The 22,327-nt window shown below is 32.5% G+C and carries 22 protein-coding genes and 1 pseudogene; 10 read left to right on the forward strand and 13 right to left on the reverse strand.

Translation table 11 applies throughout. The annotated features are described in order from the left end of the window. The first annotated feature begins 153 nt into the window (after positions 1 to 153). The gene (locus HMPREF2881_RS02620; RefSeq protein WP_002488251.1) at positions 154 to 1,929 is read left to right on the forward strand and encodes an oleate hydratase; all 1,776 of its coding nucleotides are present in this window, start codon (positions 154 to 156) and stop codon (positions 1,927 to 1,929) included. A gap of 62 nt (positions 1,930 to 1,991) precedes the next feature. Here HMPREF2881_RS02620 and HMPREF2881_RS02625 read toward each other — a convergent pair. The 7 genes and pseudogenes from HMPREF2881_RS02625 to HMPREF2881_RS02655 form a co-directional block, all read right to left on the reverse strand. After that, positions 1,992 to 2,261: pseudogene (locus HMPREF2881_RS02625) on the reverse strand (excinuclease ABC subunit UvrA); the annotation flags it as partial. A 90-nt stretch (positions 2,262 to 2,351) separates the two neighbouring features. Next, the gene (locus tag HMPREF2881_RS02630; RefSeq protein ID WP_002488288.1) at positions 2,352 to 3,137 is read right to left on the reverse strand and encodes an arylamine N-acetyltransferase; all 786 of its coding nucleotides are present in this window, start codon (positions 3,135 to 3,137) and stop codon (positions 2,352 to 2,354) included. An 80-nt stretch (positions 3,138 to 3,217) separates the two neighbouring features. Then, positions 3,218 to 3,853 carry an ABC-2 transporter permease gene (locus HMPREF2881_RS02635; protein ID WP_002449477.1) on the reverse strand — a complete coding sequence of 212 codons (636 nt, stop codon included), beginning with the start codon at positions 3,851 to 3,853 and terminating at the stop codon, positions 3,218 to 3,220. Next, a complete protein-coding gene (locus HMPREF2881_RS02640; protein WP_002449350.1) occupies positions 3,853 to 4,698 on the reverse strand; it encodes an ABC transporter ATP-binding protein in 846 nt (281 codons plus the stop codon). The genes HMPREF2881_RS02635 and HMPREF2881_RS02640 overlap by 1 nt, the downstream gene beginning before the upstream one ends. A 30-nt stretch (positions 4,699 to 4,728) precedes the next feature. Then, positions 4,729 to 5,451 carry a DUF3169 family protein gene (locus HMPREF2881_RS02645; protein WP_002454713.1) on the reverse strand — a complete coding sequence of 241 codons (723 nt, stop codon included), beginning with the start codon at positions 5,449 to 5,451 and terminating at the stop codon, positions 4,729 to 4,731. After that, on the reverse strand, positions 5,448 to 5,651 hold the full coding sequence (locus HMPREF2881_RS02650; RefSeq protein ID WP_002449521.1) for a helix-turn-helix transcriptional regulator: 204 nt from the start codon (positions 5,649 to 5,651) through the stop codon (positions 5,448 to 5,450). The genes HMPREF2881_RS02645 and HMPREF2881_RS02650 overlap by 4 nt, the downstream gene beginning before the upstream one ends. A gap of 126 nt (positions 5,652 to 5,777) precedes the next feature. Then, positions 5,778 to 6,260, reverse strand: a complete 483-nt coding sequence (locus HMPREF2881_RS02655) for an RrF2 family transcriptional regulator (RefSeq protein ID WP_002449396.1) — start codon at positions 6,258 to 6,260, stop codon at positions 5,778 to 5,780. A gap of 135 nt (positions 6,261 to 6,395) precedes the next feature. Between HMPREF2881_RS02655 and HMPREF2881_RS02660 the strand changes: the two genes are divergently transcribed. Then, on the forward strand, positions 6,396 to 7,316 hold the full coding sequence (locus tag HMPREF2881_RS02660; protein ID WP_002488263.1) for a DMT family transporter: 921 nt from the start codon (positions 6,396 to 6,398) through the stop codon (positions 7,314 to 7,316). A 237-nt stretch (positions 7,317 to 7,553) separates the two neighbouring features. Beyond that, complete coding sequence (locus HMPREF2881_RS02665; protein WP_002488252.1) at positions 7,554 to 8,723, forward strand: MFS transporter; 1,170 nt, start codon at positions 7,554 to 7,556, stop codon at positions 8,721 to 8,723. A 65-nt stretch (positions 8,724 to 8,788) separates the two neighbouring features. Here HMPREF2881_RS02665 and HMPREF2881_RS02670 read toward each other — a convergent pair whose 3' ends face one another. Both HMPREF2881_RS02670 and HMPREF2881_RS02675 read right to left on the reverse strand, forming a co-directional pair. Continuing rightward, the gene (locus tag HMPREF2881_RS02670; protein WP_002449347.1) at positions 8,789 to 10,330 is read right to left on the reverse strand and encodes a bifunctional metallophosphatase/5'-nucleotidase; all 1,542 of its coding nucleotides are present in this window, start codon (positions 10,328 to 10,330) and stop codon (positions 8,789 to 8,791) included. 100 nt (positions 10,331 to 10,430) lie between these two features. After that, on the reverse strand, positions 10,431 to 12,068 hold the full coding sequence (locus tag HMPREF2881_RS02675; protein WP_002488220.1) for a motility-associated ABC transporter substrate-binding family protein: 1,638 nt from the start codon (positions 12,066 to 12,068) through the stop codon (positions 10,431 to 10,433). A gap of 250 nt (positions 12,069 to 12,318) precedes the next feature. On the opposite strand from HMPREF2881_RS02675, the gene HMPREF2881_RS02680 reads away from it, so the two are divergent. The 6 genes from HMPREF2881_RS02680 to HMPREF2881_RS02705 all read left to right on the forward strand — a co-directional run bounded on the left by HMPREF2881_RS02680 (position 12,319) and on the right by HMPREF2881_RS02705 (position 17,884). Beyond that, the gene (locus tag HMPREF2881_RS02680) at positions 12,319 to 13,281 is read left to right on the forward strand and encodes a phosphate/phosphite/phosphonate ABC transporter substrate-binding protein (RefSeq protein WP_002449458.1); all 963 of its coding nucleotides are present in this window, start codon (positions 12,319 to 12,321) and stop codon (positions 13,279 to 13,281) included. 138 nt (positions 13,282 to 13,419) lie between these two features. Beyond that, positions 13,420 to 14,193 (forward strand): phosphonate ABC transporter ATP-binding protein, encoded by a 774-nt coding sequence (gene phnC / locus HMPREF2881_RS02685; RefSeq protein WP_002449541.1) that lies wholly within the window; start codon positions 13,420 to 13,422, stop codon positions 14,191 to 14,193. Position 14,194: 1 nt separating this feature from the next. After that, complete coding sequence (phnE, locus tag HMPREF2881_RS02690; protein ID WP_002449275.1) at positions 14,195 to 14,995, forward strand: phosphonate ABC transporter, permease protein PhnE; 801 nt, start codon at positions 14,195 to 14,197, stop codon at positions 14,993 to 14,995. After that, positions 14,992 to 15,819 (forward strand): phosphonate ABC transporter, permease protein PhnE, encoded by an 828-nt coding sequence (phnE, locus tag HMPREF2881_RS02695; RefSeq protein WP_002449318.1) that lies wholly within the window; start codon positions 14,992 to 14,994, stop codon positions 15,817 to 15,819. The genes phnE (HMPREF2881_RS02690) and phnE (HMPREF2881_RS02695) overlap by 4 nt, the downstream gene beginning before the upstream one ends. Before the next feature lie 1,089 nt (positions 15,820 to 16,908). Further along, positions 16,909 to 17,391 carry a GNAT family N-acetyltransferase gene (locus tag HMPREF2881_RS02700; RefSeq protein WP_002449467.1) on the forward strand — a complete coding sequence of 161 codons (483 nt, stop codon included), beginning with the start codon at positions 16,909 to 16,911 and terminating at the stop codon, positions 17,389 to 17,391. A 16-nt stretch (positions 17,392 to 17,407) separates the two neighbouring features. Beyond that, positions 17,408 to 17,884, forward strand: a complete 477-nt coding sequence (locus HMPREF2881_RS02705) for a peptide-methionine (S)-S-oxide reductase (RefSeq protein WP_002449282.1) — start codon at positions 17,408 to 17,410, stop codon at positions 17,882 to 17,884. Positions 17,885 to 17,934: 50 nt separating this feature from the next. On the opposite strand, the gene HMPREF2881_RS02710 is transcribed toward HMPREF2881_RS02705, so the two are convergent. Both HMPREF2881_RS02710 and HMPREF2881_RS02715 read right to left on the reverse strand, forming a co-directional pair. Continuing rightward, complete coding sequence (locus HMPREF2881_RS02710) at positions 17,935 to 18,288, reverse strand: hypothetical protein (protein ID WP_002449196.1); 354 nt, start codon at positions 18,286 to 18,288, stop codon at positions 17,935 to 17,937. A gap of 137 nt (positions 18,289 to 18,425) precedes the next feature. After that, complete coding sequence (locus tag HMPREF2881_RS02715) at positions 18,426 to 18,779, reverse strand: DoxX family protein (RefSeq protein WP_002449545.1); 354 nt, start codon at positions 18,777 to 18,779, stop codon at positions 18,426 to 18,428. 212 nt (positions 18,780 to 18,991) lie between these two features. On the opposite strand from HMPREF2881_RS02715, the gene HMPREF2881_RS02720 reads away from it, so the two are divergent. Next, the gene (locus tag HMPREF2881_RS02720) at positions 18,992 to 20,170 is read left to right on the forward strand and encodes an MFS transporter (protein WP_002449173.1); all 1,179 of its coding nucleotides are present in this window, start codon (positions 18,992 to 18,994) and stop codon (positions 20,168 to 20,170) included. A 312-nt stretch (positions 20,171 to 20,482) separates the two neighbouring features. Here HMPREF2881_RS02720 and HMPREF2881_RS02725 read toward each other — a convergent pair whose 3' ends face one another. Then, positions 20,483 to 21,043, reverse strand: coding sequence for a TetR/AcrR family transcriptional regulator (locus HMPREF2881_RS02725; RefSeq protein ID WP_002449274.1), 561 nt, complete (start codon positions 21,041 to 21,043; stop codon positions 20,483 to 20,485). A gap of 183 nt (positions 21,044 to 21,226) precedes the next feature. After that, complete coding sequence (locus HMPREF2881_RS02730) at positions 21,227 to 22,168, reverse strand: glycine betaine ABC transporter substrate-binding protein (RefSeq protein WP_037555801.1); 942 nt, start codon at positions 22,166 to 22,168, stop codon at positions 21,227 to 21,229. Between the last annotated feature and the right edge of the window lie 159 nt (positions 22,169 to 22,327).

Here is a 22,327-nt window from a genome sequence, read left to right on the forward strand (position 1 = left end):
ACTTAAGTTACATTTTCACTTAACTGACTCACAATAATATTTTATAAAATGATTATAATATAAGCGAAGGGTAGATTAATTTCTAAAGCATTTACTTATAGTTTACTACTTTTCATAGATAACTAAAAAAATATAAATTGGGAAGTGAATCATATGTACTATAGTAATGGAAATTATGAAGCATTTGCACGTCCGAAGAAACCTGAACATGTAGAACAAAAGTCTGCTTATTTAATCGGCTCTGGATTGGCTTCTTTAGCTGCTGCATGTTTCTTGATTAGAGATGGGCAAATGGATGGGTCAAACATCCACATTTTAGAAGAATTACCTAAATCTGGTGGAAGTTTGGATGGAACTGAACTTCCAATGAAAGGCTATGTCATGCGTGGTGGCAGAGAAATGGAGAACCATTTCGAGTGTTTATGGGATTTATTTCGCTCCATCCCATCACTTGAAATTGAAGATGCTTCAGTTTTAGATGAGTTTTATTGGTTAAATAAAGAAGATCCAAACTACTCACGATGTCGTGTTATTGAAGAAAGGGGTCAACGCTTGCCTACAGACGGAGACTTTACTTTAACGAAACAAGCAATGAAAGACATACTTCAATTATGTTTGATGAAAGAAGAAGATTTAAATGATGTAACAATTTCAGATGTCTTGTCAGAGGATTTCATGAATTCGAACTTTTGGATTTATTGGAAAACGATGTTCGCATTTGAACCTTGGCATTCTGCGATGGAAATGCGTCGTTATTTAATGAGATTTGTGCATCATATTGGAGGATTAGCTGATTTTAGTGCTTTAAAATTTACTAAATACAATCAATACGAATCACTCGTACGCCCTATGGTTGCATACTTAACGTCCCATGGTGTGCAATTTGAATATAATGTCCAAGTGCTTGACGTTAAAGTAGATGTTACTACCAAAGACAAAGTTGCTAAAACAATTGAACTAAAACGAAATGGTAATAAAGAAACGATTCAGCTCACACCCGATGATCTCGTATTTATTACTAATGGTAGTATCACAGAAAGTTCAACATATGGTGATAATGACACACCCGCACCTCCTACAAAAGATATTGGCGGAAGTTGGAATTTATGGCGTAACTTAGCCAAACAAAGCCCTGAGTTTGGTAACCCTGAAAAGTTTTATAAAGATTTACCCGATAAAAGTTGGTTCGTCTCAGCAACGGTAACGACAAATAACAAGACGGTCATTGAAGCTATCGAACGTTTATGTAAACGGGATCCATTAGCTGGAAAAACAGTTACAGGTGGGATTATCACAGTGAACGATTCTAAATGGCAAATGAGTTTTACTGTGAATCGTCAGCAACAATTCAAACAACAACCTAAAGATGAAGTGAGTGTATGGGTATACGCTTTATATTCAGATGAGAAGGGCGATTATATCCATAAACCGATTGTTGAATGTAGTGGTCATGAAATATGTCAAGAATGGTTATATCATATGGGATTACCTATTGATCAAATAGAATGCCTCGCAACACAACATTGTAATACGATTCCTGTATATATGCCTTATATTTGTTCATATTTCATGCCAAGAGCGATTGGCGATCGACCACTTGTTGTCCCTCAGCACTCTCGTAACTTAGCCTTCATTGGTAACTTCGCAGAGACAGAAAGAGATACAGTGTTTACTACAGAATATTCTGTAAGAACAGCGATGGAAGCAGTTTATCAATTACTGGACATAGATAGAGGTGTTCCAGAAGTCATGGCGACAGAATTTGATATTCGTGTCTTATTAGATGCGATGTATGAACTTAATGATCGTAAAGACTTGAAAACATTAGCCGAGCAAAATAAAATACAACAAGTTGCATTACACACGTTCTTGAAAAAAATAAAAGGTACGTTTGTAGAAGAACTCTTGAAGCAACATCAATTATTATAATAGTGTGTAGGTAAATGTTACCCCCCCCGCGTGTTTGAGGGCATGCGGGGGTTAAATCATGATTATTCAATATATCGTCTTAAATGTTTTGCTGTAACAGAGTTGTTAATATCTAGGAATCCTTTAGGTTCTCCAGCATACAATAATTGTCCTCCATGTTCACCAGCAAATGGTCCAATGTCAATAAACCCATCTACTTCTGTCATTATTGTTAAATTATGTTCGATTAAAATAACAGTATTCCCTTTATCAATCAAATGATTAAAGCATTCAACGAGAATAGGTAAATCGTCTTCGTAAAGTTGTGTTGTAGGTTCATCAAAGATAAATATTTTTTAAGTTATTTTGTTTTGCCCAATAATTTCGATATCAGACATAGTTTTCACCTCATTGTTGTTATTACGCGACAGTAGTAAATGTATTCACTTTTCTAAAGGAAGAATAGTAACGTCAAGATTAAAATAGGTCTTTAAAAAATCTTTATAATTTTCGCGTGTGACAGCGAATTGCTCTTTTTTATATCTTTTAGTAAGGGTAAGGTGATGATAAGACATCGTAGCTCGACCAAAATTTTGTGGTTTTGTAATCATGAGTTGCTTTACAAATATAGATTCAGGATGTGAGGTATTGTAGTTAATCATTTCATCAAAATCATGAATATCATGAGAAATAAACTCTGCTTTATAACGTGTTACCCACGTTGTTTCTTCCAATTTTTGAAGAAGATACGTCGTAGGGGTTTCAAAAATGGCACGAAATTGACCTGTCTTTTCAAACACAATTTGTGTCGCTTCAATTGAAGTTATTGGGAGTGCTTGTAATGGTAAATCGCCAAATCCCACATCAGCAATATAGTAACCATTATTAATAAGCACAACCAGTGATAAATGAGAGCCTTTAGGACTGTAGTTGCCATTAGGCTGATGAACGGTTGCTGACATTCGAAACACTTTAAAACCTTTAGCTTCTAAGTAGCTACCGAAGAAGTGGTTCATTTCATAGCAAAACCCACCCCGATGTTGATATATAAATTTATTAAATAAATAATCTAAATCAACTGAAATCTTTTCTTTATTTTGAACACTAATATTTTCAAAAGGAACGGTTAGCATAAAGCGTTCCATATAATAGTTAAGTGCATCTAAAGTAGGGTGAGGATAACGTTGAGACTCAATATTTAAATAATCTTCAATTGCTTTAATATCCATAGTTTTTCCTCCTTAATTGTTATGTATTCAAAATATAAAATAGAACAAACGTGTGTTCTTAAACGAACACACGTTTGTGATTATAGTTCTTGTTTCTTAAAAATAGATAGTGATGAAAAATAAGAAATGACAAAAATAATAACACCAAGCAATGCATAACTACCAGTTGCTACTAAAACGAGTGGGTTTGAAGCGATTTTACTTATTGAACCTGCTTTTATGAGTATTGGCATAACAGCAAAGAACCACATGGATAAAAATAATGCAACAGCAACAACTGCTGTAGTAAGCATAATGACATTTGAATTCTCAGGACCAAATTTAAATGTGAGTGGAAACATTAATGCATACGTACAAGCCATCCCAATACCTATGAATGCTGAAAATAATGTAACCATAATATCTTGAGTCACGATAAGACAAATGATGGCGCCAATTATCAAACCAAGTAAAATGAGTAAACCATAAAAGGCAAAGTATGCTTTTACATAAGTATGTCTATGTGTAGGAAGGGTAGACACATAGTACATCCATTTAGAATCTTTTTCACGTTTTAAGTTATCTGATACGGGAGATAATAACATGACCATTAGCATGAAACAACACATCATTGGACTAAAAAATGCAAACACAATACTTAATACGATACCAATAATTAAATAGGTTATGAGCGATTTTTTAGAAGCATAAAAACTACTAAGTATAAGTCCTTTCATTATTTATCACCTCGCATAATTAATTTTGTAGCATCATCAATACTTTGAAGCGGGCGTGCTTGTTCAAAGTGTTGACGTTGCTTGACTAACGTTTGACGTTGACCATGACGTATTCGTGAAGCAATGATTACCTCTTGAGGTAAGTCTAAAGGGGAAGTTTCATCTGTTTCGATAATGCCATAATCAGTTAGTAATATATGTTTGTCTTCTTGTAAAAGAATATGACCATCGCGCATAAAAATAAGTTTTGTAGCAAGTTGTTCCATATCCTCTGAAATATGAGATGAAAGTAAAATACCATGCCCTTTTGATACATAATCTTCGAGAATTTCTAACACTTCTTCTCGTCCTGAAACATCCATACCAGCTGTTGCTTCATCTAAGATTAATAATTTTGTCTCATGAGAAAGTGCGATGGCTAATGCTGCTTTCATGCGCATCCCTCTAGAAAAAGTAGAAATTTGATTATTTTTAGGTAATTCAAATGATTGAATAAGATTGAAAAATTGATCACTATTCCAATGTTTAAAAATATTTAAAAATACTTTATCAATCTCTGTTATTGTCAATTTATTCGGTACACGTAAATCATCAAAAACTACACCCACGTGTTCTTTATAATCTTTATCTTTTTCGGAAATAATTTGATTGAAAAAAGAAATCTCTCCTGAATCTTTAAATCGATTACCCACTAATGTGTTAATAAGTGTGGATTTACCTGATCCATTTTTACCAATTAAGCCAATGACCTCACCTGGATTTAAAGTAAATGAAATATCATTTAATTCGAAATTTGAATTCTTATACGATTTATTAAGTTGTTGTACTTGAAGTAAATGTGTCATCTAATGATCCTTTCTTTATAGAAATGAAAACTATGAATGATAAAATTTATATGTTTTTAATAAATGACTAAATCCATTATAAATAAACAAAATGATTAAAATAAAGATCCCTAATGTTTGGGAATGGCCAGTTTCTAATGAATAAAAGCCTAAAAATATTGCACCAATCATAATTAAAGATAGGTTAATATAGAATGTTTTGAACAAGGAGTTAAAGTAAATATGTCGTTCTCCTTCATCTAAAATATTAATTAATTTCTCAGCATAATTTTTTTCTCCTAATTTGGGATAGCGAGAATCAAATTTACGATAAAATAATCCTGTAATTACCGAGGAAATAATCGTTGTCATAAAAGGAAGTAATGCCCAACTACTAGCACTAGAATTTCCATTTCCTAAGACAATGATAAAAAGAGCAATAAAGCTAATTGTTAATTCTAGATAATAAATAAATGAATTTTGCATATATGCTAAATTAGCTTTCTTATCATATGAATCCGCCTCATCTTCATCAATATGTGTTTCGGATAAACGTTTGTAATGAACGGCCTTTTTTTGAATCATAATTAAATACATACTTAAGACTAGGATAAGTGCCACACAGATTAATGAGATTAAAATGACATTTGAATGTGTAGCATAATGATAATTTCCAAAGAAGTGAAAGCTATGGTTGTAGTCAATGAATAAAGCTATACATCCTCCAATCAGTCCGCCAATTAACAAAGTGATTATAAAACGACCTATTTTCATAAATCTTCCTCCTCAATTATAAAGATAGATTCAACAGGTTCATTAAAAATACGAGCTATTTTTATAGCAGTTAAAATAGAAGGTGTAAAGTCATTTCTTTCAATGAGAGATACAGTTTGACGTGAGATGCCTGCTTTTTTAGCAAGTTGCGTTTGATTATAACCTTCTCTTGCTCGTAATTCTTTCAATCGATTTCGCAATCATCATCATCTCCTCACAATCAGTGTATATTATCATAGTCATTTTGACAAATATATTTGTCAAAAAGTATCTAAAGTAAATTATGGGTAAGACTAACGATTGTCTGATGTTAGACATCCGGATGTCTAAAGCGTCTTACTATTTAATCTTATCCACTGTGTAATGTCTTCAAGATTATAAAGCTTGATAATATCTTGATATATATCGTCTAAATTTATATTAGAAAGTGTAGAAATCAATGTATGTTCAATATGATTTAAAGCTATACTGATGTTACATTGTTGTGCTTTGTGTCCTTCTTTTTCTCCTAAAAAGTTGGTAAGTAAATGTTGACTTGAGAAGATATTGCCACGACCTTCAATAGCTAAAAAGACATCGTAAAAAGTAATATCTTTGAGTTTTTTTCTAAGTGTAAATCCTCCATTTTTACCAGTTGTTGAATATACCAAATTTTCTTTTACTAATGCTTTTACTATTTTTTTTAAGTAAGAATCAGAAACTTTAAGTCGCTTGCTTAAAGCGGTAGATGTCATTACTGACTGACGAGGGAGTTGGTTTAAAATTAATAAGACATATATTGCTTGTTCCCAACCGGTAGATAATTTCATATATAAGCCTCCTATCAAACCTATTATATAATATTTTTATATTATATTTAAAAAATAAAGTAGTTCCTATATAATTGTATTTAAAGACAAAATATATCTCAATTATCTTTAATTAAAAATAGGGAGACGACAGCAGTGAAAAAACATTTAAATACTTCAATAACATTTTATATGTCCATTCTTTTTACGACTATTTTTATGGGATCATCTTTTCCAACTGGCAAATATTTAATTTCAAATGAACATGTTCCACCTATGCTTCTTGGTGGATGGCGATTTGTTATCGCAGGATGTATGATGTTAATCCTTACATTTATGAGAAATGGGGAAAGGGGCATTCTACCCACAAGTAAAGGGAATAGTTATAAAGGATTTATATTAGTGTTCGTTATTGGATTTTTACAAACAGCAGGGACGATGGGATTATTAAATTTTGCAATGGCATTTGGCGTGTCTTCTTCTATATCATCTATTCTATTATTTACGAACCCGCTATGGCTGGCCTTTTTAGCACATTTTATTTTAGATGAAAGGTTAACAAAAATTAAAATTACTTCACTTATACTTGGTGTGTTTGGAGTAGGATTATGTCTCGGATTAGATGAAACATTATTTGGATGGGGGACGCTTTTTGCACTAGCTGGTTCATTATGTTGGTCAATCAATACAATAGTGACAAAAAAGGTAGTGTTTGATAAAGGGCCCTGGGTTTTAACAGGATGGCAACTATTATTCGGTGGTATGTTTATGCTGATAATGAGTCTCGTTTTAAAAGAACATTATACACTTAGTTCGCTTAATCATTGGGGATGGATATGGTTCTTTTGGCTTATTATTCCAGCTTCTGTAGGTTCATTTGGATTATGGTTTTATAGCTTAAGCCAACGAGGGGCAACTACGGCGAGTAGTTTCTTATTTTTAGTACCACTATTTTCGACACTATTTTCAATTATAGGATTAAGAGAGCCCTTCACGCTTCATTTAATTTTAGGAGGTTTATGCGTTGTTGTGGCATTAATGTTAATTCATCGTCAACCGAGGAAAAATGTTTTATAAAATACAATATTCAATACATTGAATATAAATACATATATTAATAGAAATTAGATTATATAAAACTTTAGTTAAGCCTTTTGAAATTGTCTTACTTTTAACATAATGAAAAAATATGAAAACTTGTCATTACTATATTTTTGAGAAATAAAAAATTTAAAAAAATCTCTTCACAGAGAATGTAATTTTGTGTAGTATATCTTTCATATGATTTTTAGAGAGAAAAAGGAGGAAACAATAATGAAAGATAACAGAATGATGTTCTTCATATTTATGTTAGGTACATTTACAGTTGGAATGGCAGAATATGTTGTTACTGGTTTATTAACTCAAATTGCAAGCGATATGAAAGTGCCTATTTCGAGTGCAGGGTTATTAATTAGTGTGTATGCAATTAGTGTTGCATTAATCGGTCCATTAATGCGTGTATTTACTTTAAAAGTGCGCGCACAACGTTTACTCCCAGTATTGATGGCCATTTTTATTATAAGTAATATAATAGGGATGTTAGCACCGAATTTTCCAATATTACTGTTATCTCGATTATTGTCAGCCTCTATGCACGCGCCTTTCTTTGGCGTATGTATGAGTGTGGCGGCAGCTGTTGCGCCTCGTGGTAAAAAACCACAAGCGATTGCTCTCGTTCAAGCCGGATTAACAATTGCAGTGATGATTGGCGTGCCATTCGGTTCATTTTTAGGTGGATTTGCGAATTGGCGCTTTGTCTTTGGCGTCATGATTTTGTTAGCTGTCATTACTATGTTAGGAATGATGAAGTTTGTACCTCATGTTGTATTGAGTACAGAAACTAGTGTGAAAAAAGAATTAAAAGTATTTAAAAATCCATATATCTTAATTGTAATGGCAATTATTGTCTTTGGTTATTCAGGCGTATTCACAACTTATACGTTTATGGAACCAATGATTCATAAATATGCACCATTTGGAATTGTTGGTTTAACTGTATGTTTATTTATGTTTGGCCTTGGCGGTGTGGTTGGTAACTTGCTTACAGGTAATGTACCAGAACATAAACTTACACAGTACTTGTTCTATACCTTTGTGTTATTGTTTATAACGATTGTTTTATTTGTAACAGCAGTGCATAGTGCGATTTTAGCAATTATTATTTGTTTCTTATTTGGTTTCGGCACTTTCGGTACAACGCCTCTATTAAATAGTAAAGTGATTTTAAGTGCACATGAGGCACCGTTACTTGCAAGTACACTTGCAGCTTCAGTCTTTAATATTGCAAACTTTTTAGGTGCCATTGTGGGGTCAATACTATTATCAATGGGATTCCCATATCTTACGATTACATTTGTATCAGGCGGGATCATTATCTTAGGAATTATAATTAATACAATTAATCATTTTTATGAAAAAAAGTATGTTACATTTGATTATTAATCAAAAGCGTTCTAAATTGAATTCACTCAATTTAGAACGCTTTTTTATAAAATGTAAAATGAATGTTAAATAATTACCTTAAAATTGACAACTTGAGGAATATAAGATACGTCGTGTTGCGTCATATAATCAATTAATACTTGTGCGCCTTCCTCTTGAATATCTTTAACGACTGGCGCTTCTGCAAACATTTTATAATCTCCGCCTCCAACTGCACGATAGTTGTTCACACATATGGTATACGTTTTTGTGTCTTCTAAAGGTGAAGCGCCGACTTTAATATCTGAAACACGTTGTCCTACAGGTGCACCAGCATGAATGGTATAAGAGATTCCTCCATACATATCATAATTAAAATGTTGAGGTTTTGGAGATAAAAATGTGTCACTGACCGTGATTTCATTATTGTCATTTACACTAAAATAACTTGCTGATTTTTCTAAAGCAGCTTTAATTCCTTTGCCATTAAGTTCTAAAACTTGGAATGTATTAGGAAAAGGATAGTTATTAATGATATCTCGCATTGTGACTTGTTGATTAAAGCCTTTAGCTGAATCAAATAGCGCAGTGCTTGCTATATCTGCACCACTTTTTTCTAACAAAATATAATTTATCAGATTAATAAGTGAATGAGGGTGTGTTCGAGCTTCGAACTGATGAGTGACTAGCATTGGTTCTGATAATGTTGTAATGTCCGTATCAAGCCAATCTTCAAGTTCATTTAAAAGTGAATGATCGTTGTTAGATAATGTTAATGAAAGATGAGAAGGCACAGATACAAGAGTGCTCTGTTTATCTGTAATTCGATGTTCATGATCTAATGTTAATGTCACCTTACCAAATTCTGTACCTCGTGTACCTGGTTGGATAATGGCGGTGTCATTTTTTATCATTGCAATATCACGATGTTGGTGTCCTGTTATAAGCACGTCAATATCTTTATGGAAACGTTCTAGTATATCAGATCCTTCATTTTCTCCAGTTAATTCTTCAGTAGGTATATCAGTATCAAGACTTCTTTCAAAACCGCCATGATAAGACACAACGACAACATCTGATTTTTTACGAACGTCTGGTAAAATACATTTTAATGTTTCAACTGCACTGTTGAACGTTAATCCTTTAATATGGGCAGGTTGTTCCCAATTTGGAATGAATTGTGTTGTTAATCCAATGACGCCAATAGTTATATCGCCACGTTTAAAATAATTTACGCCTTGACCAGTCAAAGGTGCGTTATTGTGATCAAAAATATTTGCACACAAGATAGGGTGATGAAGATGGTTTAAAGTATTTTGTAAATAAGGTAATCCATAATTAAATTCATGATTACCTAATGTACCAAAGTCAAAATTAAGACGATTATAAATATCAGTAAGAGGTTGACTTGATTGTTCTTCAGTTGCTAGGTAATGGCATAAAGGAGAACCTTGTAAAAAATCACCATTATCAATTTTAAAACTATAGTCATCGTGTTGACGTTCTTGTTCGATCAGTTGATTTACTTTTAATAGTCCCATAGGAAGATTTTGGTTTCTTTTTGAAAAGTCAGTGGGAAAAATATAGCCATGTATATCACTTACGATATAAAAAGAGAGTTGTGTCATAGGTCATTTCCTTTCATAAATAAAGAGATAAAAAAGGGAAGTAGTTTATTGAACGCCACATACCTTTATTATCTCTTATGTGTTGTATTACTATTATAAATTATTGAATTGAACCTGTAGCAAGCGTTTTACTACCTTGTTTTAAACGAATATTCGCACCTGAAATAGATTCAGATGTTTTAGCTGTAAAAGTTAACGTTGCGTTACCTTGGTCATCAGTGGTTACACTTTGTTCTTGACTATAGCCTACCGTATCATAATTTTGCCCATCTTGAGAAAAACGTGCAAGCTGTCTACCACCATCTTGATAAACACCTAATTTTAAATGATCAATAGTTGTATTTTTAGCCATGTTTGTTAATTCAACTTGAATATTAAATGGTTGATTTACTGATACATTATCTGGTAAATGGAATTGAACATTATTGCTAGATATCATTGAATTAGAAGTAGTTGTATCTTGGGAAGACTGTGATGTATTTGTATCCTCTTGTGAATGATTATTTTCAGTCGTATTGTCTTTTGTACTATTCGCTTTGTTATTACCATTATGGCTACCATGATTTTTATGATTACTATTTAGTTGTGATGATGTACTGCCATAACTACCTAGTTTAAATGTTGAACGATCGTACCATTTATATCCAGAAGGTGGTTGTGACCACGGTTCTTTTTCAGGTTCAGTTGAATGTTGTGGTTGTTCGAAATTAAGAAGTGGCGTAGGTTGATCTAACTTAATACCTGTTTCTTTTAAATTCGGTGTATTATCTTGTTTTCCAAACCAAGTTGTAATATTTTCAAGTAATTTACTATTATCTTGTTCTTTAAATCCATCATACGTTTTCTTAGTTCTTCCATTATCTTCACGTACATATTTAGGTGTACTATCTTCGACTAATGATGAATCTCCAATGAAGGCTGCTTTTCCTTTACCTACTTTTGAGATAGCGACATAAGGACCCTCTGCTATACCACCGCCATTGTAAATACCTTGATCGACTGCATGAGACCAACGTTGTTTTTGAGATAAATGTTCTGGTAAGAAAATAATACCTTTTGCTTTTGTAGGATCTGTAATTGCAAGAGTTGAACCAGCATGCATTGATACAGAATGTACACCTTCAGTAATACCAAAGCTGTCACTAGATGACACAATATTTTGAGTATTTAAATCACCTAAAGCGTTGTAACGGAAACGTACGCCGAAGTGTTCAGAAAGCCAATCTGAACTTTTAACATTGCGCATAGCTTTAGAATGTTTTTCCTCATTTGTTAAATCTTTGGTGATATCTTGATATGCACCACGACGATAACCATTCATCACTTCTGAAGAATCGAAACGATTTAAGTTTCTGTCTGCATTATAATGATCAGAGATAAAGATGATATTGCCACCTTTTTCAACAAAATTAAGCATAGCTTGTTGTTCTCTCTTTTTAAAAGGAATATTGGCTTCTGGAAGAACGAGAATATTGATGCCGCGTAGTGTATTAGGTGTAATATTAGATTCTCCATCGATTTGTTTCACAGTATATCCTTGTTGACGCATTGAATCAGCATAATCGGAAAAGCCACCATCAATGACCCAATCAGCAGCTCCTGCCGTTTGGCCGTGTGAAGCGTCAAAAGCGACAGTTTGAGTGGTAGTTTGATTTGGTGTAGCATGACTGATTGGCGTTGCAGATAATGTAATTGCTGAAGCTAAAATAGTACTACTTAATACTTTTATCCATTTCATATTTTTATCTCCCAAATATATTTTTAAATGATTTATAGAAAAAGTATAATAAAAAAATAAGTTGATAATAGATTATTTAGAGAATGTTTAAATAAATTTTACAATTCTTTAACAGTGTAAAACAATTCTATAAAAAATTCACACATAATAAATATTATTTTGGTTAATATTGTGCTACTCTTAGTATTGTCAAATGAAATGCGTTGACAAATTACATGAATGTATACATAGCGAACGGGGGCAATATGTTATGAAGCAATTTAAGTACCTTTTAGTATTAGCGCTATCAGTTATTATTTTTGCAGCAGCATGTGGAAATAATAGCTCGTTAGACAATAATAAAAGTAGTAATTCGGATGGTGGATCAAGTTCAAGTAAAGATGGCTACACACCTAAAGAATTAACTGTACAATTCGTACCATCACAAAATGCAGATACACTTGAAGCAAAAGCAAAACCGCTTGAAAAATTATTATCTAAGAAATTAGGTATTCCAGTAAAAGTGTCTGTATCAACAAATTACAATACAATTGTTGAAGCAATGAAATCTAAAAAAGTAGATGTTGGTTTCTTACCACCAACTGCTTACACGTTAGCACATGATCAAAAAGCAGCTGATTTATTATTACAAGCACAACGTTATGGTGTGAATGAAGATGGTTCTAGTAATAAAAAACTTGTAAAAGATTATAAATCAGAAATCTTAGTTAAAAAAAATTCAGGTATTAATAGCTTAAAAGATTTAAAAGGTAAAAAAATCGCATTACAAGATGTAACTTCAACAGCAGGTTACACATTCCCAATTGCAACAATTAAAAAAGATACTGGTATTGACGCTACTAAAGATATGAAAATCGTAAACATGAAAGGTCATGACCAAGCTGTGATTTCATTATTAAATGGCGATGTTGACGCTGCAGCTGTATTCCAAGATGCACGTAACATTGTTAAAAAAGATCAACCCAACGTATTTAAAGATACTAAAATTCTTAAACTAACAAAACCAATTCCTAACGATACGATTTCAGTTCGTCCTGATATGAACAAAGACTTCCAAGATAAACTTAAAAAAGCATTTAAAGATATCTCTAAAACAAAAGAAGGACATAAAATTATTAGTGAAGTATACTCTCACGAAGGCTATACAGATGCTAAAGACTCAGACTTCGATATCGTAAGAAAATATGAAAAAGAAGTTCAAGATATGAAATAATTTTCACATAGATAGAACTAAATAAGTGATAAAGAGAAGAGGCTAGGGCAATTGAGTCATATAAGAAATGCATATATCATTTCTTATGATCTTGTCCCGACCTCTTTCTCTGTATTAAAAAGAAGGGTGTAAACATACATGAGTCAGATAGAGTTTAAAAATGTGAGCAAGATTTATCCTAATGGTCATGTGGGGTTAAAAGATATCAATTTAAACATTGAAAAAGGTGACTTTGCTGTTATCGTAGGTTTATCAGGTGCGGGGAAATCTACATTATTACGATCTGTTAATCGTCTACATGATATTACTTCGGGAGATATTACAATTGAAGGTAAATCGATTACGAAAGCGAAAGGTAAAGAATTATTAATGATGCGTCGTAATATAGGAATGATTTTCCAACATTTTAATTTAGTCAAACGATCTACTGTGTTGAGAAATGTATTAAGTGGTCGTGTCGGTTATCATCCAACTTGGAAAATGATATTAGGATTATTTCCAAAAGAAGACAAAATTAAAGCAATGGATGCGTTAGAACGTGTGAATATTTTGGATAAATATGACCAACGTTCAGATGAACTGTCTGGAGGTCAACAGCAACGTATTTCAATTGCACGTGCCTTAGCGCAAGAGCCAGCGATTATTTTAGCAGATGAGCCTGTTGCATCTTTAGACCCGCTCACTACTAAACAAGTTATGGATGACTTGAAAAAAATCAATGAAGAATTAGGTATTACCATTTTAATTAACCTACACTTTGTTGATTTAGCATTAGAATATGGAACACGGATTATTGGTTTACGTGCAGGAGAACTGGTTTATGATGGGCCGGCAAGTGAAGCGAATGAAGATGTATTTAACGAAATTTATGGCCGTAAACTTAATGACGATGAGAAGCTAGGGGTGGAGTAATATGGCAACACCTACTACAAGTAAATATGATCAATATTTAAATAAAAAATTCTCTTTCAAAACTAGTTTAACTCTATTTTTAGTGATTGCGCTCGTAGTGTGGAGTTTTTTATATACGGGCTTTAGCTTTAGTGACTTAATGGTAGGGATTCCACAAATCGGTTCTTTCTTTGGGCAAATGGTCCCACCAGATTGGAGTTACTTAAATACCATTACAAAACCTATGTTAGACACAATTCGCATGGCGATTGTAGGGACATTCTTAGGATCCATCGTATCAATTCCGGTTGCATTGCTCTGTGCAAGTAATATTGTAAAAACAAAGTGGATTACGATTCCATCACGTTTTATTTTAAATATTGTACGTACCATTCCTGATTTATTATTAGCTGCTGTCTTTGTTGCAGTTTTTGGTATCGGACAAATTCCAGGGGTATTGGCATTATTTATTTTAACAATATGTGTTATTGCGAAATTGTTCTATGAATCGCTTGAAACAATTGATCCAGGTCCAATGGAAGCGATGACGGCAGTAGGTGCAAATAAAACAAAATGGATTATGTTTGGAGTAGTTCCACAAACAATGTCTACATTTTTATCCTATGTATTATTTGCATTTGAGATTAATATTCGTGCCTCAGCAGTTCTTGGATTAGTAGGTGCTGGTGGTATCGGTTTATTCTACGACTCAACTTTAGGATTATTCCAATATCCAAAAACAGCGATGATTATTCTGTTCACTTTAGTCATTGTTGTCATTATTGACTATGTCAGCTCGAAAGTGAGGGAAAAACTCGCATGACACAAGAACAGCATCAGTTAGAAAAGAAATATCCAGTGAGATCAAAGGAACACAAACAAAGAATGATTAAACATTGGCTTATTGCCATTGTTGTTTTAGCTATCATTGTTTGGGGTTTTGCAGGTATGCCTGCTTTAGAATTAAAATCTAAATCAATTGAAATTCTTAAATCTATTTTTAATGGATTATTCCACCCCGATTGGGGTTACGTTTATATTCCAGCTGGAGAAGACTTACTTCGTGGCTTACTTGAAACGTTTGCCATTGCTGTTATTGGTACATTTATCGCAGCAGTGATTTGCATACCATTCGCATTTTTAGGTGCACGTAACTTAGTAAAAGTTCGACCAGTCACAGGGATTACTAAATTCATTCTTAGTGTGATTCGTGTATTCCCTGAAATTGTTATGGCGTTAATTTTCATAAAAGCAGTAGGTCCTGGTTCATTTTCAGGGGTACTTGCGTTAGGGATTCACTCAGTAGGGATGTTAGGTAAATTATTTATAGAGGATATTGAAAGTTTAGACTTCTCATCAGCAGAGGCTTTAAAAGCAAGTGGTGCGAATAAAACTAAAACACTTGTCTTTGCGGTTATTCCTCAAATTTTACCTTCATTCTTATCCCTTATTTTATATCGTTTTGAATTAAACTTACGTTCAGCATCTATTTTAGGTTTAATCGGTGCTGGTGGTATTGGTACACCACTTATCTTTGCACTTCAAACACGTTCATGGGATCGAGTAGGGATTATCTTAATCGGCTTAGTGATTATGGTAGCCATTGTTGACTTTATCTCGGGAGCTATTCGTAAACGTATTGTGTAATAGAAGACATAATTTGAACGTTTTTATAAACAAATAGAGCTATTGCCAGAACTTAGAAAACTGGACAATAGCTCTTTTATAATGCATGAAAGAAATGTTGTTACAGTATTAGTAACAGATACTTAGAAAAATACAGTTAATGTTTTTTAGGAATAACGCGTCTAAAGCTAATACTTCTAAGGCTAGTATAAGAGTGAATATGCTAAAATCATTATATTTTGAAGTATTAGTGTCATATTTTTTAGTAAGGGGTGTTACTAAAGAATATGTAACGTTATTTAAGGATTGTGAATGATGATAACTAAGTGTAGGTTCTGTTTTTAAATAATGCGGTGGTTCATTGATGTGTGATTCGATACATAAGTCGTGTTGTCAGAGTAACGTGTTGTTTTAATAGCATTTAATTTAGTATCATGGAGTTGAATCGTCGTTGTTCGCTGTTTCATTAAGTTCTGTTTTTCAACATAACTATTAAAATCGTTGTCATTATTTTCTAGGGTGTCTTTACTTCATCCATTTTCCTCTACAAGACTATTGAAACCGATACTTGTTTTCAGATAGATTTCACTGTTGGGCTGAAACATGATAAAAACATGTGTGTTGATTCTAACGGATGACGGGAATGTGATTCATGTTATAGTTAATACCCTGATTTATGTTGTAATCATTTCTAGGTGTAATGAGTCAATCGTTTTGGTCATGATTAATTAGTATCGTTCTCTGAAGCAATAGGCTGATGAGGTATGTGATCATTATATTGTTAATCAATATTCTGCTAGGATGTAAATGCATGACCTCGAGAAAAAATAAATGAAGATGCTATAAGTGTTGTACCAAATATCTATTTAAAATGATGTATACTCAAAGATAGTTAGTTCTTAGTAATGATCATTCTATATACATAAAGATAATGATTTTATTTTTTCAAAAATAATCATAACTATGTACATTTATAAACTAACATATTCATAAAAAAACAACCTTAATATTCCCTATCATCTATATGACAGTTTTGTCATACACTTAAAAGTTGATAGGATAAATCGCTATTAAATAAAACTATACGATGATATTGAAAGGGTGTAGAACATGATTTTTCGAAATGTAGTGGCAGGTGATTTAGAAAGTTTAATTCAATTAGAAAATGAAGGGTTTACTAAAGAAGAAGCAGCAACAACTCAAGCTTTAAAACAGCGTATTGAAATCATTCCGGATACGTTTATTGTTGCAGAAGAAAACAATCAAATCGTTGGCTATATTAATGGTCCAGCTATTTCGAATAAGTTTATTACAGATGATTTATTTGCATCGATTAGACCTAACCCCAATATGGGTGGTTATTTAAGTGTACTCGGTTTAGTTGTAGCGAAAGATTTTCAACATCAAGGCATTGCAGGACAACTGTTAAATGATTTTGAGAATATAGCAAGGCAACATGTACGTTTCGGAGTCACTCTCACTTGTCGCGATACTTTAGTAAATTTTTATGAATCACATGGATATATTAATAAAGGATTATCAGATTCTAATCATGCAAATGTAGCTTGGTATAATTTAGTAAAAGAATTATAAAAATAGGAGTGATACATTGGAAACAGTATATCTAGCTGGAGGGTGTTTGTGGGGTGTACAAGCATTTATTAAAACATTGCCAGGCGTTATAGCTACTGAAGCAGGACGTGCGAATGGAACGACGCAGCGACTTGATGATGAATATGATGGCTATGTAGAATGCGTTAAAACAGTTTTTAATCCTGACATCACTTCAATTCATGATTTAATGCATTATTTATTTGAAATCATAGACCCATACAGTCTGAATAAGCAAGGCGTAGATAAAGGACCTAAATATCGTACAGGTGTTTATAGTGAAAATGAGAACCATCTTAAAGAAGCACAACAATTCATTCAACAACGTTCAGATAGAGATAAAATCGTTGTGGAAGTACGTCCTTTAGAAAATTATGTTAAAAGTGCAGACGAACATCAAGATAGATTAGATAAACATCCTGAAGATATATCATTATGTCACATCTCTAAAAGTATTTTAAATAAATACAACTAAAAGGAATGGGACAGCATTCTTATCGTATTCGTTGTCCCATGTGCGCTTTATTATTTCTTAGAAAATGTATCGATAAGACTAAGTGCAGCTAAACCTAATAAATCTAAAGCATGTTGTGCGCCAACCTTACCATGACCTGCCTCAAGGCGTTTATATACTGCAACGCTTAATACACTAAACGTGACAAGTGATCCTAAGCGAGAGATATTTTTATGCAAGACACTTGTGGCAAACAAACCCGATGCAATGAACTCAATCACACCTGCTAATTTCATTGCACGTTCCGATAATTTAAAATCTTGTGTAAATAGTTGTTTAGTATAAGGGTTACCAGTAAGTTTACGTTTTGAAGCGGCATACAAATCTTTAGCGAGTTTTAAATTGGTAGCATAACGTAATATCATTATCTAAACGCTCCTTTATATTATATTTTTTAGTTAAACTAAGTATAAAAGTCACGTTAAAAAAAGTTAAATAAAAACGTTCAGCATAAATGTGTAATGCATTCACGCTGAACGTTTTTATTTATATAGTTATTGAATTAGTTTTTACCGAATGTATCAGCAAAACTTAAAGCAGCTAAGCCAAGTAAATCTAAAGCGTGTTGTGCGCCTTCTTTACCGTGACCAGCTTCAAAGTGTTTGTAAGCTGCAACGCCTAATACACCAAATGTTGCAATAGAACCTAAACGAGAAATATTTTTGTTTAAGAAACTTGCAGCAAATAATGCAGCAGCAGTAGCTTCTACTGTACCTGCTAATTTAACTGATTTTTCTGGTAAACCAAATACATTTTTAAATGTATCAATCATTTCTTGGCTACCTTGTAATTTTGGTTTTGATGAATCATATAATTCTTTTGCAAGTTTTAAATTTGCAGCATAACGTAAGATCATTAATAAGTACTCCTTTTTTAGTTAAATTATTTTATTATAAAATAAGTATAATTTTTATACTAGAAATTATATGATTATTGGTAAGTAAAGTCAATAAAAAGCGTTAGATAATTATCTTTTTATAAGAAAGTGTTAATCAGTACACTTTAGAAACTATATTGAACGTGTCATAATAATACTGTTGTGACAAAATCTATGAAAGGAGTTGTATTATGGAAACATCGATGAATTATAATCGAATGACTACAATTTTCTTTATTTCGGGTATTATTGTTATGGCAAGTTTATATACTGCTTTACCCCTTACTTCTGTATTCGCAAAAGATTTTGGCATTTCAAATGCTGTTGCCTCTCTAAATGGTGTGATCTTTTCAATTACGTATTCACTAAGTTGTCTATTTTATGGTACAATTTCTGAAAAATTTGGACGTATTCGTACGATTTTATTTGGACTTATTGGACTCGTCATCATATGTTTACTTATAGGCTTCATTCATTCGTTCACACTACTTATTATTCTTCGTGCAATTCAAGGTATATGCGCGGCAGCTTTTTCACCTGTATCTATTACTTATGTCACTGAAATGTATTCCCCAGTAAAACGTGTGACTGCGATTAGTTTTATTAGTACAAGTTTTATGTTATCTGGTGTCATTGGCCAAAACTTGAGTGAAATTGTAGTGCGTTATTCTAATTGGCATATGGTTTATTTCATATTGACATTACTCTACATTCTTATAGCAATACTCATTTATAAATTCGTTCCAGAAAGTCCAGTGAAAAATCCTCAACTCAAACTAGTAGGTTTCTTCAAAAACTTTAAAGATTTTAAAGATAATAAAATAGTCATATTATGTTATCTTATTTCTTTATCCTTACTTACCATGTTCATTAGTATGTATACAATTTTTAATCATTATATTACTTCTGATATTGTGGGTGGCTCGGAAGCAACAGCCATTAATGCTAAACTCTTTGGTATTATTGGGATGTTACTTTCATTATTAGCAGGACGTATTAGTGATCGTACAGGAGTTAAACAAGTGATTGTAGGTGCATTAGTTGTAAGTGTGGTATCACTTATTTTAATGGCTTTCACAACTAATATCAGTCTACTAATTATTTGGAGTGTGCTATTTGTAGGAGGGATTGCGTTTGCAATTCCATCTACTATTTCAAAAGTAGGTATGGTTGTCAATCGAAATCAAGGTTTCTTCTTATCTGTTAATACCTTTATTCTGTTTTTAGGAACAGCCATTGCGCCATTATTGATGATTCTTATTCAACCATTATCTAATTTCACATTACAATTTATAATGATTGCGGTCATTGGAATCATCGCTCTTATAGTCGCTTTACTTTTACCACGTAGAAAAAATGTAATACGATGACATTATGGGTATCGAAAGCATTCAAATTCAAAATGAGTTTGGATGCTCATTTTTTATAAGTTGAGTTGTCAAATTAAGCGCAACAACTTAGAATTTAAAAGTTCATAAGACACTTTCTAGGTCGATGGTCAATAGAGATGCCACTATCCCTTTCCATTTACAAAATGAATTAAACAACGCGGAGCAACCTACTTGGATAGATGTCTTCCATTTATAATTTATGTAGAAGTAGATGGACATGTGATGACAGGACAAAACCCATAATCTGCTTCTCAAGTATCAAGTAGGACGCAAAGTCAAAGCATTATTAGACTATTTACAGTTTAAAGATATATCTAAAATGTCATGCAATGTAGCAAAAATCTCATCTACACTATAATTGTAATCATTTTCTACCCAACGTCTTAAGACCTCTATCATGCCACTGCTATAAAAATCTGCAATAATTTCAGGATGATGACTGTGTTTAATTTTTAAAGCAAGTGGATCATTTTGACTTTTTACGCTATCTAACATTAATTCACGACTTACATGCGTTAGATTACGAAAGACATCCGCTTGACGAGAAGAGGTCAGTAAATGTTTAAATACTTTCTTATGTTCTCCGATAAAATAGATGAATTGTTGAAAAGATTCTTCTGTAGAAAGAAAAGGTCGAGTATCTTCATGATGAAATTGAGTTGCGATATAGTCAGGTAAAGAGAATAGAAGATCGTATTTATCTTGGAAATAACGATAAAATGTACTACGATTAATTTCTGCGTTATCACAAATTTTTTGAATTGTTATTTCGTCAAAATGATAATCATTTAATAATTTAAATACAGTTGCGTTTATATGTTTAATCATACGCTTTTGATTGGCAGTAGGCATAATCCGAAAATACTCCTATTCATTTTTTATAGTTCGAAAGTTTGACTTATTAAAAGTAAAGTATCATAAATTTTAGAATAATTCCAAATATACATCTTTAATATGATAATAAAAAAGTGTGACGATAGAATATTTAATATTCTTCGCCACACTTAATTGTCAAATAAAGTGTCAATTTAATATTTATTTAGTGTCGATATCTTTTAACCAATCATCGACGTTGTGATCATGATTGTCTACATAATCTTTTGCTACTTGTTCAGGATTTTTACTTTTAACAAAGATGTTTTTAGCTAAACGTTCCTCATCTTTTTGATCCCAATCTTTTGCCATACGTGTTGCAATGTCATATGCCGCTGGATGTTTTTCTTTAAAATTATGATTGAATACTAAATCAATATGTTGCTTATTATTTCCATAAATTTTGTCTGGATCTTTAAGCATTTTGACATCTAATTCTTTCGAGAACCAATTTGGTTCCATTGATGTGAAAAGAATAGGTTGTTGTTGTTGATATGCTTTTTGAATTTTTTTGAATTGTTCCTGATCGGAACTTTTATCTAGGCTATATTTACTCAAATCGTCTCTATCTAATTCATCATTCGTTTGTTGCATAACACCATTTCTGTTATCAGTACCTTGAATTGTCCAATCTACAGATTTACCAAAATCTTTATCATCTTTTAAATCTTTAATTGAATCAATGTTCTGAACATATTTAGGTACTGCTAATCCAACATTAACATGATTAATTAAATGTTTGTCATCATATAAAGTAAGTGTATCTTTAAATTTATCATAATATCTTTTATCTGTTTCTGGAAAAATACCTGAAGCATGAAATGCATCATCACTTGCAGACACTGTTGCATATAATGGTCCACTTGCTGGCACAGGTGTAGTTGTAACATCATAACCAGCTTTCTTTAATACTTCCGCAATCACAAGTGAACGTGCAGTTGAATTATCACTTGCAATATAAGGGATTTCAATCGTTTTGTCTCCTAATTCGGTTTTACTTTGTGTAGAGGAGTTGGATTGACTATTCCCACAGGCACTTAAAACTATGGCTAGTGTGAGTGTGGCTAATAGTACTAAAAATTTTGATACGCGTGATTTAAGCATCAATATCTTTCGCCTCCCTGATCATCTTTTCTATTGTCTGTATGACTCGTTTGATATTTATCGTAAACATGTTGATTATGTTCGCGGGCATAAAGCATCAATGCTTTAAATAATACATCCTGCTCCGTATTATTATCAGTTAAATCTTTGTATAGGTGT

It is taken from the genome of Staphylococcus sp. HMSC057A08, assembly GCF_001812925.1.
In the GTDB taxonomy this organism is placed as follows: Bacteria; Bacillota; Bacilli; order Staphylococcales; family Staphylococcaceae; genus Staphylococcus; species Staphylococcus hominis.

Excerpts from the sequence above, each read along its gene's own strand:
- HMPREF2881_RS02655 (WP_002449396.1), bottom strand. The coding sequence starts at position 6,260 with ATGAAATTATCTACCGGTTGGGAACAAGCAATATATGTCTTATTAATT.
- HMPREF2881_RS02725 (WP_002449274.1), bottom strand. The coding sequence starts at position 21,043 with ATGCCTACTGCCAATCAAAAGCGTATGATTAAACATATAAACGCAACT.
- phnE (WP_002449275.1), top strand. The coding sequence starts at position 14,195 with ATGGCAACACCTACTACAAGTAAATATGATCAATATTTAAATAAAAAA.
- HMPREF2881_RS02720 (WP_002449173.1), top strand. The coding sequence starts at position 18,992 with ATGGAAACATCGATGAATTATAATCGAATGACTACAATTTTCTTTATT.
- HMPREF2881_RS02700 (WP_002449467.1), top strand. The coding sequence starts at position 16,909 with ATGATTTTTCGAAATGTAGTGGCAGGTGATTTAGAAAGTTTAATTCAA.
- phnE (WP_002449318.1), top strand. The coding sequence starts at position 14,992 with ATGACACAAGAACAGCATCAGTTAGAAAAGAAATATCCAGTGAGATCA.
- HMPREF2881_RS02675 (WP_002488220.1), bottom strand. The coding sequence starts at position 12,068 with ATGAAATGGATAAAAGTATTAAGTAGTACTATTTTAGCTTCAGCAATT.
- HMPREF2881_RS02665 (WP_002488252.1), top strand. The coding sequence starts at position 7,554 with ATGAAAGATAACAGAATGATGTTCTTCATATTTATGTTAGGTACATTT.
- HMPREF2881_RS02730 (WP_037555801.1), bottom strand. The coding sequence starts at position 22,168 with ATGCTTAAATCACGCGTATCAAAATTTTTAGTACTATTAGCCACACTC.
- HMPREF2881_RS02620 (WP_002488251.1), top strand. The coding sequence starts at position 154 with ATGTACTATAGTAATGGAAATTATGAAGCATTTGCACGTCCGAAGAAA.
- HMPREF2881_RS02635 (WP_002449477.1), bottom strand. The coding sequence starts at position 3,853 with ATGAAAGGACTTATACTTAGTAGTTTTTATGCTTCTAAAAAATCGCTC.
- HMPREF2881_RS02670 (WP_002449347.1), bottom strand. The coding sequence starts at position 10,330 with ATGACACAACTCTCTTTTTATATCGTAAGTGATATACATGGCTATATT.
- HMPREF2881_RS02680 (WP_002449458.1), top strand. The coding sequence starts at position 12,319 with ATGAAGCAATTTAAGTACCTTTTAGTATTAGCGCTATCAGTTATTATT.
- HMPREF2881_RS02630 (WP_002488288.1), bottom strand. The coding sequence starts at position 3,137 with ATGGATATTAAAGCAATTGAAGATTATTTAAATATTGAGTCTCAACGT.
- HMPREF2881_RS02640 (WP_002449350.1), bottom strand. The coding sequence starts at position 4,698 with ATGACACATTTACTTCAAGTACAACAACTTAATAAATCGTATAAGAAT.
- HMPREF2881_RS02710 (WP_002449196.1), bottom strand. The coding sequence starts at position 18,288 with ATGATATTACGTTATGCTACCAATTTAAAACTCGCTAAAGATTTGTAT.
- HMPREF2881_RS02645 (WP_002454713.1), bottom strand. The coding sequence starts at position 5,451 with ATGAAAATAGGTCGTTTTATAATCACTTTGTTAATTGGCGGACTGATT.
- HMPREF2881_RS02715 (WP_002449545.1), bottom strand. The coding sequence starts at position 18,779 with ATGATCTTACGTTATGCTGCAAATTTAAAACTTGCAAAAGAATTATAT.
- phnC (WP_002449541.1), top strand. The coding sequence starts at position 13,420 with ATGAGTCAGATAGAGTTTAAAAATGTGAGCAAGATTTATCCTAATGGT.